Annotated in this window: 14 protein-coding genes and 1 tRNA gene; 6 read left to right on the forward strand and 9 right to left on the reverse strand. The window is 52.0% G+C overall.

Annotated features, from left to right (window positions below):
- Window positions 1-2: 2 nt before the first annotated feature.
- Window positions 3-449: a DUF488 family protein gene (locus VVR27_RS07325; RefSeq protein WP_368547759.1), complete on the reverse strand. Its 447-nt coding sequence runs from the start codon at window positions 447-449 to the stop codon at window positions 3-5.
- A 511-nt stretch (window positions 450-960) separates the two neighbouring features.
- Here VVR27_RS07325 and VVR27_RS07330 point away from each other — a divergent pair.
- From VVR27_RS07330 to VVR27_RS07340, 3 genes are all read left to right on the forward strand, one after another.
- On the forward strand, window positions 961-2,016 hold the full coding sequence (locus tag VVR27_RS07330) for a hypothetical protein (protein WP_368547760.1): 1,056 nt from the start codon (window positions 961-963) through the stop codon (window positions 2,014-2,016).
- 48 nt (window positions 2,017-2,064) lie between these two features.
- A complete protein-coding gene (locus VVR27_RS07335; RefSeq protein ID WP_368547761.1) occupies window positions 2,065-2,862 on the forward strand; it encodes a hypothetical protein in 798 nt (265 codons plus the stop codon).
- A gap of 190 nt (window positions 2,863-3,052) precedes the next feature.
- Window positions 3,053-3,517: a hypothetical protein gene (locus VVR27_RS07340; RefSeq protein WP_345445483.1), complete on the forward strand. Its 465-nt coding sequence runs from the start codon at window positions 3,053-3,055 to the stop codon at window positions 3,515-3,517.
- A 92-nt stretch (window positions 3,518-3,609) separates the two neighbouring features.
- Here the strand turns inward: VVR27_RS07340 and VVR27_RS07345 are convergent, their stop codons facing one another.
- From VVR27_RS07345 to VVR27_RS07365, 5 genes are all read right to left on the reverse strand, one after another.
- Window positions 3,610-3,843 carry a hypothetical protein gene (locus VVR27_RS07345; RefSeq protein WP_368547762.1) on the reverse strand — a complete coding sequence of 78 codons (234 nt, stop codon included), beginning with the start codon at window positions 3,841-3,843 and terminating at the stop codon, window positions 3,610-3,612.
- Window positions 3,812-4,579 (reverse strand): hypothetical protein, encoded by a 768-nt coding sequence (locus tag VVR27_RS07350; RefSeq protein WP_368547763.1) that lies wholly within the window; start codon window positions 4,577-4,579, stop codon window positions 3,812-3,814. Before VVR27_RS07350 ends, VVR27_RS07345 begins: the two co-directional genes overlap by 32 nt.
- A 9-nt stretch (window positions 4,580-4,588) precedes the next feature.
- Window positions 4,589-4,882, reverse strand: coding sequence for a helix-turn-helix domain-containing protein (locus tag VVR27_RS07355; RefSeq protein ID WP_368547764.1), 294 nt, complete (start codon window positions 4,880-4,882; stop codon window positions 4,589-4,591).
- Between the two features lie 593 nt (window positions 4,883-5,475).
- Window positions 5,476-6,462 carry a tyrosine-type recombinase/integrase gene (locus VVR27_RS07360; RefSeq protein ID WP_368547765.1) on the reverse strand — a complete coding sequence of 329 codons (987 nt, stop codon included), beginning with the start codon at window positions 6,460-6,462 and terminating at the stop codon, window positions 5,476-5,478.
- A gap of 87 nt (window positions 6,463-6,549) precedes the next feature.
- Window positions 6,550-6,629 (reverse strand) — tRNA-Leu (locus VVR27_RS07365).
- A gap of 233 nt (window positions 6,630-6,862) precedes the next feature.
- Between VVR27_RS07365 and VVR27_RS07370 the strand changes: the two genes are divergently transcribed.
- The gene (locus VVR27_RS07370; RefSeq protein ID WP_237202644.1) at window positions 6,863-7,477 is read left to right on the forward strand and encodes an ANTAR domain-containing response regulator; all 615 of its coding nucleotides are present in this window, start codon (window positions 6,863-6,865) and stop codon (window positions 7,475-7,477) included.
- A 75-nt stretch (window positions 7,478-7,552) separates the two neighbouring features.
- Here VVR27_RS07370 and VVR27_RS07375 read toward each other — a convergent pair whose 3' ends face one another.
- The 3 genes from VVR27_RS07375 to VVR27_RS07385 all read right to left on the reverse strand — a co-directional run bounded on the left by VVR27_RS07375 (window position 7,553) and on the right by VVR27_RS07385 (window position 9,814).
- Complete coding sequence (locus VVR27_RS07375) at window positions 7,553-7,723, reverse strand: hypothetical protein (RefSeq protein WP_346872904.1); 171 nt, start codon at window positions 7,721-7,723, stop codon at window positions 7,553-7,555.
- A gap of 129 nt (window positions 7,724-7,852) precedes the next feature.
- Window positions 7,853-9,118 (reverse strand): dicarboxylate/amino acid:cation symporter, encoded by a 1,266-nt coding sequence (locus VVR27_RS07380; protein WP_368547766.1) that lies wholly within the window; start codon window positions 9,116-9,118, stop codon window positions 7,853-7,855.
- Window positions 9,119-9,337: 219 nt separating this feature from the next.
- On the reverse strand, window positions 9,338-9,814 hold the full coding sequence (locus VVR27_RS07385) for a PaaI family thioesterase (RefSeq protein WP_368547767.1): 477 nt from the start codon (window positions 9,812-9,814) through the stop codon (window positions 9,338-9,340).
- Between the two features lie 146 nt (window positions 9,815-9,960).
- Here VVR27_RS07385 and polA point away from each other — a divergent pair, with 146 nt between their 5' ends.
- Together polA and rpsA are read left to right on the forward strand one after the other, a co-directional pair.
- A complete protein-coding gene (polA, locus tag VVR27_RS07390; RefSeq protein WP_368547849.1) occupies window positions 9,961-12,738 on the forward strand; it encodes a DNA polymerase I in 2,778 nt (925 codons plus the stop codon).
- Between the two features lie 354 nt (window positions 12,739-13,092).
- A complete protein-coding gene (rpsA, locus tag VVR27_RS07395; RefSeq protein WP_237202648.1) occupies window positions 13,093-14,565 on the forward strand; it encodes a 30S ribosomal protein S1 in 1,473 nt (490 codons plus the stop codon).
- The last annotated feature ends 219 nt before the right edge of the window (window positions 14,566-14,784 follow it).

Below are 14,784 nucleotides of genomic sequence, written 5' to 3' on the forward strand. Positions count from 1 at the left end.
GTCTACGTGTACTGGCGCGCGAATACCCCGTGCGACAGTTCATTTATGACAACATCACGATGGCAGTATTTAGTATTCGCTTCAAAGCACAATAGACCAACGTTGCCGTTCAGCATTAGCGAGCGCACCTCATCCAAGGCATCCTGAGCGTTATCGTTTCGCAGCAACTCTTCAAAGCGGTGCCTTGCGTCAGACCATGCCGCGGTGTAAGGAGAAGCAAAACCTTCACGGTTGTCTTTTGGATTGCCAAGGGCTGGCAGATGAACGTAACCCATTCCATTGGCTTCAATAGCTTCACGTAGTTTAGTTTTTGATAACCCCTTCTTGCGTGAAATTGGCGTTAGTCGCACATCAACCAGCGTCAAAATTTCGTATATTTTAAGAGTTGATATGAGTTCTTCTGCAGTCTTGCCCTCATAGCCGAAACCGTAAATCTTGTATTCAGTCATAGGTTTTACCTTACTCGCTTGCTATCACCCAGGTATGCCTTTATAGATTCTTATGATCAGAAAGAACGTGGGATTGTTCGCACCTTCTCAATATTCTTAAAGCTGTACTTTAAAGAAGCCTCAGCACTCCGAGCGAGTACCGGGACTTCATGTGCCCGCCTGTGGGTCTATATGCCTGATGGGGCTACCTTGATGCCGGAAGGGATCCACTCAATCTTGAGAGAGGAAGATAGGGCGCCAGTGGAAGGTCAGTGGGTGGATTCTAGGCGCTTATCTGGCTGCCCACCCTCTGCCACTGAAGTATAACCGTGTGCGCCAGCAGAACGGCTTGCCTGGCGCCGTCCTATCCTGCTAGCCAGCGAGCGCAAAAGACCTTTCATGGAGCAAAACAAAGCCCCGGCGCTGATGAAGTGCCGGGGTCGTTCTTATGTAATCATTCTTAGGTCTACCTGTGATGTGAACTATATTTGGGGTGTACACACGTTTCCACCAGCTTCTATGGAGCACTCCCATGCGTAAAGTATTTATCCCTCTTGCCGTTGCCGCGCTGGCCCTCACCGCCTGCGGTTCATTCAATGAATCTTCAACTGACACCCCTACATCTGAGCAAAACAGTGCCCAAGGGCAGTCAACGGTTCACACTGGTGTTGCTAACTGGGAAGGTACAGACGACCTAGGGGCGTCCTATGTGGCGACTACGGGCACCACTGCGCCGTCAGGTGTGGATGAGGCCCGCGAGCTCATGGGAGCTTCGGGTAAGCAGCTGAGCTATGTCGCTGTGACTGTAGATAACAGGCAGGGGAGCGCGCCTGCATCGGTTGGTGAGGTTTCATTTACGGATCCTGATGGCAGTCTCGTTCAATACTCAACACTCAGCAACTTCTTGAATTATCAAGAGGCAGCAGAAGAGCTGAGCGTCGACGCATCTAATCGAGTAATTGAAGTTCATAATGCTTTTACTGCCGACGAGTATCAAGTTGCGGTAGGTCAGAAAAAGACCGTCATTCTAGCCAGTGAAAGTAAGGTTCCGGAGCAGGTTACCAATGCGGCAGTCAATGGTATGACTGCGCTAGCGCCAACAGATAAAACTGCTGAAACCGACAAGGCCACTGGCGCACCAGAGCCAACCGAACCAGTTGGCAGTAATGAAGCTCTGGCGGATTTGCGAGGAACCACACTCAAAGGCAATGACATCCGCTTTGGCATCTACAACCCCAACTACCAAAAAGAGCTAAATGCTGAAATGCCAGAAGCTCTCAACGGTGCATGGGGTGCCCTGTGCTCAGTGGCCGCAACTGAAGAGCAACTCAATGAAACCGGGGCCCTGACCGACGGGGGCCACGTGTGGCGATCAATCAACTACGCACTACCTGAAGCCGGCGTGCCTGGGCTCGGCAGCGAAGCTGATTACAAAGCTTACGAAGCAGAAGCGAGAGTGGAAGGTGGAGACGAGAAATGCGTGCTCGTACACTCCGTTGACCCTGCTGCAGCAACAAAAACCACCACCGCTACCGTCGGTCAATACGTTGGCACTGCCGAGCTACTAAACGCCGTAGAAGTACAGTAGCCCGAGTATCGATTTCGGAGAATAGGCATGTTTCTTCCACCCAGCGTCATGGCCACAGTAGTTGTTGAACTGACAACACTGCCTATCGCATACTCGATATGGAGCTCAATAGAAGTAACCGACGTGCTTAGCTTCGTTTCCATCGTGATAGCGCTGCTCTCGGGGCTGATAGCTTACAGGGCTTTGGATTATTCCAAAAAGCAAGCTGAAGCGGCCGACAAAGCGAACTTGATTGCCGAACAGGCAAAACAGCAATCAGAAGCAGCAAACGAAATCTCACAAACGGCTAACAAACATGGCGTTCAATCTCTCGAGATAGCCAAAGAGGCAAACAAGCTCTCACGGCAAGCTAACGAATATTCAGAGCTCTCCCATGAGCGAGAGATGGGCAGAGGATACGTTGAAATTTCCGTAGCTCTAATTCCTATGCTCCGAGGCTCTAAGACCGAGGTTGTGAACGGAAGCGACTTACTTGGGTACCCAATAGATTGGTATCTGCAAATAAACAATGATGGTCCAGGTACCGCTTTTAAATTATCTTTGGAACTTCTCATAGATACGATATCCGAGCAGTACGATGTTGAAGTTCTAGAGGGCTGGTCTTCAGTCCAGTTACCTTTAGGGTGTAGGCTAAAACGGCTGATGGAGAAATTCATCGAACTAAGAACCGATAGATACAATAAAGCAGCACCTAGGGAAATTGTAGGTTCAGTGACGTCATCTTGGAAAAAATTTGACGGTGCTGAAGAAAGTTCCTCTCTAAGGAATCAATTAATTCCACTACTGTTTTCAAATCACGCTAGCTTCGATATGTGGGCGGGCCCTATAAATCGAGTTCAAGAATAAAAGCACCCCAAGCTCAGCACGGCCTGGTGGCTTAGAGTCGACAGAGAGTCCTATAAGAAAGATCTACTAAGATATTGAGAAAGCCCCGGCACTTATCGAGTGCCGGGGCTTCTTGTACCCAATGCCCACCAACCGACCCACAAGGCTCTACACTTAAGTAACCCCGCACACAACGACCATGGAGAATACCGTGAAGAAAACACTCGCCCTCACCGCTGCAGCCGCCCTCATGCTGGGACTTACCGCATGCGGCGCATCCGAAGACAGCAATACTGGTTCACCGGCTGCTCAAGCTGAAACCTCATCCGCCCCTGCTGTAGAGAAAGCCCCCTCACTCGATGGAACCTGGAAGCAGACCAACTCCGAATCTGAAGACTCCTACCAAGAAGCCACCATCGAAGGTGACACCATCACCGTCAACTGGATTTCCAACAACGGTGACACCAAGTCCCTGTACTGGGTAGGCACCTTCGAGGCCCCAGCAACCACCGCAAAAACCACCATCACCTCACAAGGCGACACCGAGCAAATGAGCACGGCCATGATGGCATCCAGCAGCGAGACCAAAGACTTCACCTACGAAGATGAAGAACTCTCCTACGAACTCACCGCCCTAGGAACAACCACCACCGTCCGCATGGAAAAGCAAGACTAACCCACCGCCCCCAGCGACGGCACACCGGCCACCCGCACAAAAAGCCCCGGCACTCTTCAATGAGTGCCGGGGCTAATACCTATTTCAAAAATCTAGAGCCAACTGGGACGGTGCATTAACCGGTACCAGAATTTCTGAAATTCATTCATACTTTCGTAGCGTTCAACTTCAGCGATTCGAGCATCTAGGCTTTCAATGATTTCTTGATTATGCTTGTACTCCTCAAGAGCATGCTCTCTATGAAACTTCAAGGCTTCTTCAATTTGCTGACGCTGTTCATCAATATTATTGAGACTATCTTGCAGAGTCTGTTGTACCTGGGTCATCTTTCACCCTCCCATCTATATCTCTATCCTCTAATACCAGCAAGTGTTTAGCAACCTTTACCAATATATCCTGATGCTTTTTCATAGCGTAATAGCGTGAAGTTAGAGACTCCAAAGTATCTGCTTGCTTCGTCCCAGCTGCGATGATGCTATGTTCAAAGTCGGCTTTTTCAAGATCATGAATGAGTTTTTCCAAAGTATCGTCAAAGGTATCTCGCTTGCTTAGGACAGATTGAGTTGTTTCTGCCAAAGCTTCGTAGTTGTCCAATCCTGACAAGAGGGCCTTGAGTACAACTTCCATCTTGCGTTCTCTATCCTGAGCAATTTCTTGCTTCTTGGCTGAGAGGGTCTTGGCTGTTGCTAGATCTTCTGGATGTAAGGTGTTACTCTTCGCAAAGTTATCGATGAACCTTCCGGCTGCGATAGATGTCAAAGTGGGGTCCCCGGTGTAGTTCTGTGCAGCCCAGTTGATGCGGTCTTTGAAGTCAGAGCGCACAGCCTCCCGAGCCCGTGACTGGTTGGTGCGCCAGGCAATATAAGCTGCAATGGATGCAGCAAAAACTGCAAGTGCGTTGGTGTTCCGTGAAACGTCACCAAGGAGCTGCCATTGTTCTACAGGCAGAACGATTATGGAAGTGAAGAACCATGCAATGATTCGTGCTGCCGCGTAGAACATGACGATAAACCACAAGACCACGCCTAAGAGGTACAGCTTTCCCTTTTTTCGAGTGGCCATCTCTACCGGTTACTCCTGGACAACCCTGTAGACCTCGCCCTCCAGATTTAGGACTAGACGCTTCGGGAGAGCAACACGCCCCCCCTCCGCGGTGTCCACCTGATAGAACCATTCGAAAGGTACGCCTGTTGCATCAGAAATAGATTTGACGATGTCCTCACCTGGCGAGCGCTGCCCTTTTTCGTATCGGTTGAGGCTGTTGAGTGATACCCCTGTTGCTTCTGCGAGTTCGCTTTGAGTCATGCCGGCATGTTCGCGTGCTTTGCGGAGTCGGTCTTGGAAGGTCCAGGCGGGTGTATTCATGTATTCTATTGTATCGCTTGGGTGATTTTTTGCCACCCTTTTAGCTTTACGGCTTTATTTTCACCTGTTATATGTGTATCTTGTTTAGTAATGGGTGATTATTCACCCACTCAGGAAGTCATTTTCTCTTTACGTCTTTTGAATCCTGGCTACACATCTTGCAAATGAGCAGCGAACACAAATAGACGCCTGGATAGACCCGCTGGAGCTGGGTCACTTGAGATAGGGCCATTACCGGGATTGGCATACAAAGGAATCATGCTTGGGGTAGCTCCCTGGGTTTGATGCATACGATAAGACTGCCTTGATCTTTCTGTAGGGAAGAAATAAGGGGTCTAATTGTCGTATCACCAGGAGGCTCTGGTGCTCGAAACCTCGGGTTTCTTTTGGAGGATGGGATTACAAAGCCCCCGCGTAGCGCAAGCCCTAGTCTCTTCCTGTGCAGCAGGCTAACCAACCCAACCACCCGCTCAGCAGAGATCAGCAATGAAGCTAATCCAGAACAGCAGCAGCCAAAGAATCAGCATCACCAGCCAAGTGCCCATAAGTATTCACTGTGGTAGTAATTGACTCATGACCAAGCCTCGCCTGAATCACCGGTAAAGGAACCCCTTAGCAATCAGCCTAGAAGCATGAGTATGCCTTAGATCGTGAATCCTAGGCTTAGCCCCCAACTGTCCAGTGATCTCTTTCATCAGTGGCATCCACACACTCAGATGAAAATAGGAATTACTCAGATGCAACCCGGACGGCCGAGTGAACATCAAATCACCTGCAGCAGCATCACCACGAGCACCCAACAGCGCATCACCAAGCCACAAAGGGAGCGTCACAGTGCGCCTAGATCGCTTAGTCTTCGGCGGGCCAATATATTCACCATCATCACCACGACGCCAAGCCCGCGTCACTCTCAACGCCGCACGGCCATCACGCTGCTGAACATCCTGCCAGCGCAGCGCCGTCGCCTCACCATAGCGCAAACCAGTATTCTCCAAGAGCTCCACATAAAGACGCCACCGCTGGGGGAGCGCGCTATAGATAATGCTCATCTGAGCCTCAGAAAGGAAAACCGGCTCAAAAGTGCTCACCTCATCAGCAGCCCTCATACCCAGAGCCACATTCTCAGAGATCAGCCCATCAGCAACCGCCGTCTTCAAAGCAGCCGAAAGAATGGCATGCACATTCTTCTTCGATTTAGCCGAAATCGTCATGCCGTTGAACCAGCGCGCCACTTCAGCACGCGTCAACCTATCCACCGGGACGGCGCCCAGCACCGGGTAAATATGAATCCTAGCTTGCCCTCTGTAGGTGCGCCGGGTGCCAGAAGAAGCAGCGGTCAGCGTCTCAATATGCTCAGAAACCACCTGCTGCACCGTAGGGGCGGTTGAGGTCATGCGTGAGGCGGCTTCAGCGGCCATGGAGAATGATTGCCCGTTGGCATCTAGGAAGTCTTTGAGCATCTTTGCATCAGCCTCAGAAACTAAAGAGCGCGAGGTCTGCTTGCCCGTATCAGAGTCACGCCATAGGACAGCCCAGGTGAAAGTGCCAACCTTGCGGGCCCGTTTTCTGATGCTTGCCAAGCTTAAAGTATGGGTTCTGTGTCAACAAAAAACACCCTCCTGTCAACAGGAAGGTGTTTGATGTTTGCCTGGCTAGGCGTTTTATTGTGCCCAAGGTGGGACTTGAACCCACACTCCTAAGAACCGCATTTTGAGTGCGGCGCGTCTGCCAATTCCGCCACTTGGGCTTGCTCTTGAGAGCACTTCTACTGTACACAAGCCTGCTCAGAAAAGCGAATTGGAGTGGACTGTGGCAAGGTTCAGTACTCAATCACCCTTCTAAGACCAAATATTAAACATACAATTAGAACGGTAGTACGCACCGTCACCCGCATAAAGAAGCGCATTAAGTTCGGTTCGTGCGAAAATAAAGACACAGAGTTAAACTTGTGACGCTGAATTGACTTAAGGAGCCACGGGAATGTCAGAGCAGACCCCCCTAGAATCCGAGAACCACGATCAGCAGCCGGCACGCACCGTCGTTGTAGCTGAAGACGAAGCGCTCATTCGCCTAGATATCGTAGAAATTCTCAAAGACCAGGGGTTTGAAGTGCTTGCTGAGACCGATAACGGCAAGACCGCGGTTGAACTAGCAGAAAAGCACCGCCCAGATTTGGTGCTGATGGACGTCAAAATGCCCATCATGGACGGTATCGAAGCTGCCGGCCTCATCAATGAGAAGGAGCTAGCACCCGTAGTTTTGCTGACCGCGTTTAGCCAAAAAGAACTGGTAGATCGCGCAACCGAGGCCGGCGCTATGGCTTATGTAGTCAAGCCCTTCTCACCCAATGACCTCATTCCCGCTATTGAAGTTGCCATGAGCCGTTACGAGCAGCTTCGTGCACTCAAGAGCGAAGTCAGCTCCATCAAGGAACAGTTTGAAACCCGCAAGCTGGTTGACCGCGCCAAGTCGCTGCTCATTACTAAGATGGGATTGAGCGAACCCGAAGCTTTCCGTTGGATCCAGAAAACTTCAATGGACCGTAGGCTCTCAATGCGTGAGGTTGCCGAGACCATCGTCAAACAGGTTCAATAAAAACCGTCCACATAAGACCGCGCAAAAGACCCGCTGATTTCAATATCAGCGGGTCTTTTGTACTCGATACTTCGGTTAAAGTTCTTCGCGGCCCTTCTGAGCGCCATTAATTCCCCAGAGGGCAAGGGCTGCACTAACGGTGACTGCTGCCCACCAGAGGCCACCTTCGGCAATTGCTAGGGTCGTCACGATGATGGTGATGACCAAAAAGATATTGCCCAGCATCTTACGCGTTGAAGGTTTCACAGAACTTCCTAAAAGTGAACGGTAGTTACCTGACCACTTTACCGTGCAGCCCAGGCCATGGAATACATCGCAGAAATGAACTAAACCCCGCTCCTTAGTCTCTAAGGAACGGGGTTCAGCGTGTATTTTTTAGGCCTGAACTGAAGCGGGCTTCTCAGCTACTTCATCACTGTCAAGGTCCTTGTCAGCCCCGAAGGCCCGAGCAAAGCGTTCGGTGAGGCTTGCAATTGCGCCGTCACCGGTGACATTTGTTGCAGTACCGAAGGAATCCTGGGCCAGGTAAAGAGCAATCATCAGCGCGATCATCGCGTCATCGAAACCAAGCATGGACTGTAGCAGGCCGATAGCGGTCATGACAGCGCCACCGGGGACGCCGGGAGCTGCCACCATCATAATGCCTAATACGAGGACCACGGGAATCATATCCAGGAAGGACAGCGAGCCCGTGGTCATGTAGATAACCGCTACCGCGCAGGAGGTAATAGTAATCATGGAGCCTGAAAGGTGGATGGTAGCGCACAGAGGGATCGCGAAGTCCACGATTCTGCCCTTAATACCCACCTTTTTCGCTGAGTCAACGGTGACTGGGATAGTAGCTGCTGAGGACTGGGTACCAATAGCGGTGAAGTAAGCAGGGAGCATTCCCTTGAGCATGCTGAAGGGGTTACGCTTACTGACTGCACCTGCAACGGAATACTGAAAAGTCAACATAACCCAGTGCAGAATGATGACCATGATAAAGACCTTGCCAAAGACAGCCAGAATCTGACCGACCTGACCTGCCAGAGTCATGTTGGCAAAAACTCCAACAATGTGGACCGGTAGCAGAGGAATGATGACGCGGCCCAGTAGCTTCTCAATGATGGTTTGGAAGTCCTGGAAGAGTTCCAGCATATTCTTGGTTTTTAGCGCGGTCAGACCCAGACCCAGAATGAAAGCAAGGATGAGGGCACTCATCACCGACATGATGGGGTCAAGAGTGAACTCAAGGTAACCCGAAGACAGTGACTCTTCAGGGTTCTCAAAAACTGTCAGCTGCTGACTCTTTAGGATGATGGGGTAGATAAAGTGAGCTACGGTCACGGCGAGGAAACCAGCGGTAATGCTCGAGATGTAGGCGAGGCCCACTGTCGTGCCAAGAAGCTTGCCCGCTCCCTTAGCTAAAGAGCCAATACCGGGCACGATAAAACCGATAATAATGAGAGGAATAGCGAAGCTGAGGAAGGCGCTGAAAATCGTGGAGAACGACACGAATAGCTGAACCACTAGGTCGGTGGGGATACTGCTACCAAAGGCGCTGTTGAGGCCATCGATAAGGCCGGGGGTAAAGGCGCCGATGAGAATACCGCTAGCGATTGCAACGATAATCCACACCAGCAGAGGGATCTTCTTCATGGTTCCTCACGGGTTGGTGTTGGGTGCGTGTGTGCACGATGGTTTAGAAGTTTCAGTTTAGGCACATTGCCCTGTTAAAGGGCACCTCAGAGTGTTTTTTAGGTCTATTCGTGGGTGGTATCACGCCTATTATTTTCCATACTGAGAAATGCTGGGCTAGATACCGGCAACAGGGCCATCTGGTGCTAGGTGAGAGCTCACCTCTCACTGACCTTGCAGCTAGCGGTGAGGTGCGTCAATAATCTGGTTGGTGATGCGTGCAGTGCTAATGACCCTGCCCGATTCATCGGTGATCTCCACACTGTGTACGCACACCGTTTTGCCTAGCTTGAGGGAACGGCATACTCCGGTTACCACTCCTCGGGACACCGGGCGTAGGTGGGTGATATTGAGATCAACACCCACGGCCACCTTGCCTTGCTCTGCTACCGAAAGAAAAGCAGCAACAGAACCTAAGGTTTCTGCTAAGGCGGCTGTGGCCCCTCCGTGCAGCAATCCTATTACTTGGGTATTACCTTCTACCAGCATCGTTGCTACAGAATATTCTGGTGAAAGGTGCTGGAATTTTATACCCAGCTTTTCAGTGAGACCGTCGAGCCTTAGACCAGCAAAATAGGTGTGGTAGTGGGGTGGGATGCCGGCGGACGTTAGCTCGGCTAGTCTTTGATCAGTGATAGGGGGTTCAGAAGTAGCCATGAGAATCCTTAGACAGAGGTCGGTCAGAGGGGTGGACAAGGGGAACGCACCCTCATCAGAGGGTTGCAGACAGGGGTAGAGCAGCCCGGTAGGATGGGTATGTGACTAACTCTAGCGAAACTCCAGCCCAGCCCCATCAAAAATTAATGATCATTGACGGGCATTCTCTTGCCTTTCGCTCCTTCTACGGGGCGCCGGTGGATGTCTTTGTCAACGCTGAAGGGCAGCATACTAACGCTGTCTATGGCTTTTTATCGACCCTCTTGAGTCTCGTCAAAAGCGAGCAACCCACCCATATTATTGCTGCTTTCGATCTCTCAGGCGGCACCTTCCGCACCGAGCAGTACGAAGAATACAAGGGCGGTCGCAATGAGACGCCGCCTGAATTCTTGGGGCAGATTGAGCTGATTCAGAAAGTTCTAAAAGCCCTGAACATTCCAGCGGTTACCCTGGAGAACTACGAAGCAGATGACATCGTGGCCACTTACACCCGCCAGGGCCGCGAGGCCGGTTTTGAGGTTGCAATTGTTTCAGGCGATAGGGACGCTTTTCAGCTGGTCACCGACACCGTAACGGTTCTCTACCCCGTCACCACCGGCCCCTCTAAAGGCATTAAGTACATGACGCCAGCAGCCGTTGAAGAGAAATATAAGGTTGCACCTCACCTCTACCCCGATTTAGCAGCACTGACGGGGGAGCAAGCCGATAACCTTCCCGGCGTCCCCGGAGTGGGCCCCGGCTTTGCCGCAAAATGGATTAACGAGTACGGCAATCTTGACGGTGTGTTAGAAAACGCCGAAAAAATTAAGGGTAAAAAGGGTGAGGCACTGCGGGAGCATGTTAAGGATGTGCTGCGCAACCGTCGCCTGAACCGCTTAGTTGATGACCTTGAACTCGAGACCACGCTAGCTGATGCTGACCACTATGGTCCTGAAGCTGAAGAATTAGAAGAACTTTTCGATTACTTAGAATTTAACTCTATTCGCAAGCGAGTGGCTGAGGTTTTTGCTACTCAACAGGAAGCCATGCCGATGGTAGAGATGAGCGTAGAGAACTGCCAGCAGATTGACTCCGCCGCTCAGCTTTTGGAGTTCCTGAACGGGGCGGCCGCTAGCATTGCAGCTGTAGAGCGCACGATTCCCGTGCCGGACCGTCTAGAGTCAGCTGTTACTGTTGTGCCGGTTATTGATGAAGATTCTCCTGATAATGGTTTTGCTCATGAAAAGAGTATTCACGGTCTAGTCTTGCTGGCTGGAGCTCGTGCGGCTTACGTTGATTTTGGCTCTCTAACCAATGACCTGGAACAGGCGCTCACTACCTGGCTTGAAGATTCAACTGCCACCAAAACTATCTTTGACCTAAAACAGCACTTTAAGTCTCTTTCTGCATACGGCTATCCCCCACACGGTGTCATCGAAGACCCGGTGCTTTCTTCTTACGTCTGCGGTTACATTCCTGCGGCTAAGCAGCGCACCTTTAACGGTATGCTCACTGAGCTCAGTGACCGTTATCTGGGGCTCAGCCTTCCACAACCTCAGCAGGCACCGGCTCAGGGAGAGCTATTTGCTGTAGGGCCTGTGGTTGACCTTGAGTACTATGGATTGGTGGCACGCTACATCCAAGAAATTGCTTACGCCTTACATGCTGATCTGGTGGCCAAGGAGCAGCTCGCTCTCTACGAGAACATTGAATTGCCGATGGCAAGCGTCCTTGCCCGCATGGAAATCCTTGGCATTGCTCTTGATAGTAATAACGTATCGGAGCTCAAGGACTACTACGGTCAGCACGTTGAAAGCGCTATTGAGGCTGCCTATTCGGTACTGGGTCACGAGGTTAACCTAAGCTCACCCAAGCAGTTGCAGGGGGTCCTCTTTGAAGAGTTGGGGCTGCCCACCACTCGTAAGTTGAAGAGCGGTTACTCAACGGATGCTGATTCACTGCAGGGCATTTTGGGTCAGGTGAACGAGGAGACCGCCGGAGCCAAGTTCCTGGTACAACTGCAGACCTACCGGGATTACCTTAAACTTAAGCAGACAGTTGAAGGTTTGCAGAAGGCGACTGCAGCTGACGGACGCATCCACACCACTTTCCAGCAGAACGTGGCAGCGACCGGTCGTCTTTCGTCCACAGACCCCAACCTGCAGAACATCCCCATCCGCACCGAGGAAGGCCGCAAGATTCGTGAGGCTTTCGTGGTTGCACCGGGGCCGATTGACGGGCATGAGTACTCAACCCTGCTGACCGCCGACTACTCTCAGATTGAAATGCGCATCATGGTGCATCTTTCGGGGGACGAAAGCCTCATCGAGGCCTACCTTGACGGTGAAGACTTGCACCGCTTCGTTGGTTCGGAAGTCTTCGGTGTGGAGCCAGAAGATGTCACCTCTGAGATGCGTTCTAAGGTAAAGGCGATGTCCTATGGTCTCGCATACGGTCTTTCACCCTTCGGATTGTCTAAGCAGTTAGGTATTTCGGTGGATGAGGCAACCAGCCTACGTACCAACTACTTCAAGCGCTTCGGCAAGGTTGGTAAATTCTTACGTACCGTGGTCAAAGAAGCGCATAACCATGGCTACACCCAGACCATGTTCGGACGCCGCCGCTACCTGCCTGATCTGGGCAGCTCAAACCGCCAGCGTCGTGACGCTGCCGAGCGAGCCGCTCTCAACTCGCCCATTCAGGGCACCGCTGCAGACATCATCAAGATCGCCATGATTCGCGTTGATGAACGCCTTCGAGCTGAGGGTCTCACGTCACGTATGCTTCTGCAGATCCACGATGAACTTATTCTTGAAGTTGCCCCCGGTGAAGAGGCGGTAGCCGAGAAGGTGCTGACTGAAGAGATGAGTCAGGCAGCTGATCTGCGTGTGCCGCTGGATGTGCAGGTGGGCTGGGGACGTACCTGGCACGAGGCTGGGCATTAGGATAAGCGCTGTTCAATTTCTCGCTCATCCAGCACTGCGCCCCAGTTACTAAACATCTAGCGCTTTGTGAACCCAAGCGCCCAACTAAGATGAACATCACCCGCTAACTGGAACTTAAAGGGGTGGGCGCCACGGTCAAAAACGTTGACCTGCGCCGTGACGCCCCTTAGACTAATATATGTGGCTGAACTGTGCCCTGCGCACAGTTCATCTGCACCCATTTTGTCCATATCAACGCTCAGTACAGAGAACCACCCGGCGTCTTACCCCAGGGGCAGCACAGCTAGCTCGTGGAAATGCAAGAAACCGACTGCACTGACCTAGAATCCTATCCATATTGGAGCCCTTTACTTTATGAGCACCAACGTTCCCCAGGTTGCAATCAACGACATCGGCACTGAAGAGGACTTCCTCGCAGCAGTTGATGCAACCATCAAATACTTCAACGACGGCGATCTCGTTTCAGGCGAAGTTGTCAAGGTTGACCACGATGAGGTTCTGCTCGACATCGGTTACAAGACCGAAGGTGTCATCCCCTCACGTGAACTTTCCATCAAGCACGACGTAGATCCTGACGAAGTTGTTTCCGTTGGTGACACCGTTGAAGCTCTTGTTCTCACCAAAGAGGACAAGGAAGGCCGTCTGATTCTCTCCAAGAAGCGCGCACAGTACGAGCGCGCCTGGGGCGATATCGAGAAGGTCAAGGAAGAAGACGGCGTCGTTACCGGTACCGTCATTGAGGTTGTCAAGGGTGGTCTTATCCTCGACATCGGCCTCCGCGGCTTCCTCCCCGCATCACTCGTTGAAATGCGTCGCGTTCGTGACCTGGCACCCTACATCGGCCAGGAAATCGAAGCGAAGATCATCGAACTCGACAAGAACCGCAACAACGTTGTTCTGTCACGCCGTGCATGGCTCGAGCAGACCCAGTCAGAGGTTCGCTCAACCTTCCTCAACCAGCTCGAAAAGGGCCAGGTTCGTACCGGCGTTGTATCCTCCATCGTTAACTTCGGTGCTTTCGTTGACCTCGGTGGCGTTGACGGTCTCGTCCACGTTTCCGAACTGTCATGGAAGCACATCGACCACCCCTCAGAGGTTGTCGAAGTTGGCGACGAAGTAACCGTAGAGGTACTCGAAGTTGACCTGGATCGCGAGCGCGTTTCACTGTCACTGAAGGCTACTCAGGAAGATCCTTGGCAGGCATTTGCCCGCACCCACGCACTGGGTCAGGTTGTTCCCGGTAAGGTCACCAAGCTCGTTCCCTTCGGCGCATTCGTTCGCGTTGAAGACGGCATCGAAGGCCTGGTTCACATCTCCGAACTCGCAGTTCGCCACGTGGACCTCGCAGAGCAGGTTGTCTCAGTTAACGACGAACTCTTCGTCAAGGTTATCGACATCGACCTGGACCGCCGCCGTATCTCCCTGTCACTGAAGCAGGCAAACGAAGGTGTTGACCCCGAGTCAACCGAATTCGATCCCGCTCTCTACGGCATGGCTGCAGAATACGACGACGAGGGTAACTACAAGTACCCCGAGGGCTTCGATCCCGAGACCAACGAATGGCTCGAAGGCTTTGAAGCACAGCGCGCTACCTGGGAACAGGAATACGCTGACGCTCAGGCTCGCTGGGAAGCACACAAGGTTCAGGTTGCTAAGGCAGCTGAGGCTGACGCAGAGGCAGCTACTGCTGCACCCGCGTCATCATCTTCTTCAGCTCCCGCTGAAGCAGCACCCACCTCATACTCATCTGAGAAGCCCGCCGAAACCGGCACCCTGGCTTCCGATGAGGCACTTGCGGAACTGCGTAAGAAGCTGACCGGCAACTAATCCTCTGCAGGATGAGTGAGAGCTTTAGGCTTGAAAGGGGCCCTTCCACTACGGTGGAAGGGCCCCTTTTGGTAGAGCCCAACTTCTCTCGGGGTGCTCAGCCCCAATAAAGTAGCCACAATCACCCTCCTGTCGGGCTATAGTTAACACTGTTTCCAGTGCTTGTTAACCTTTAGTTAACCTATTGGCAAGAGTATTAACAGGGCTCGTTTAGAGCCG

The sequence above is a fragment of the Rothia sp. LK2492 genome, assembly GCF_040946345.1.
Classification (GTDB): Bacteria; Actinomycetota; Actinomycetes; order Actinomycetales; family Micrococcaceae; genus Rothia; species Rothia endophytica.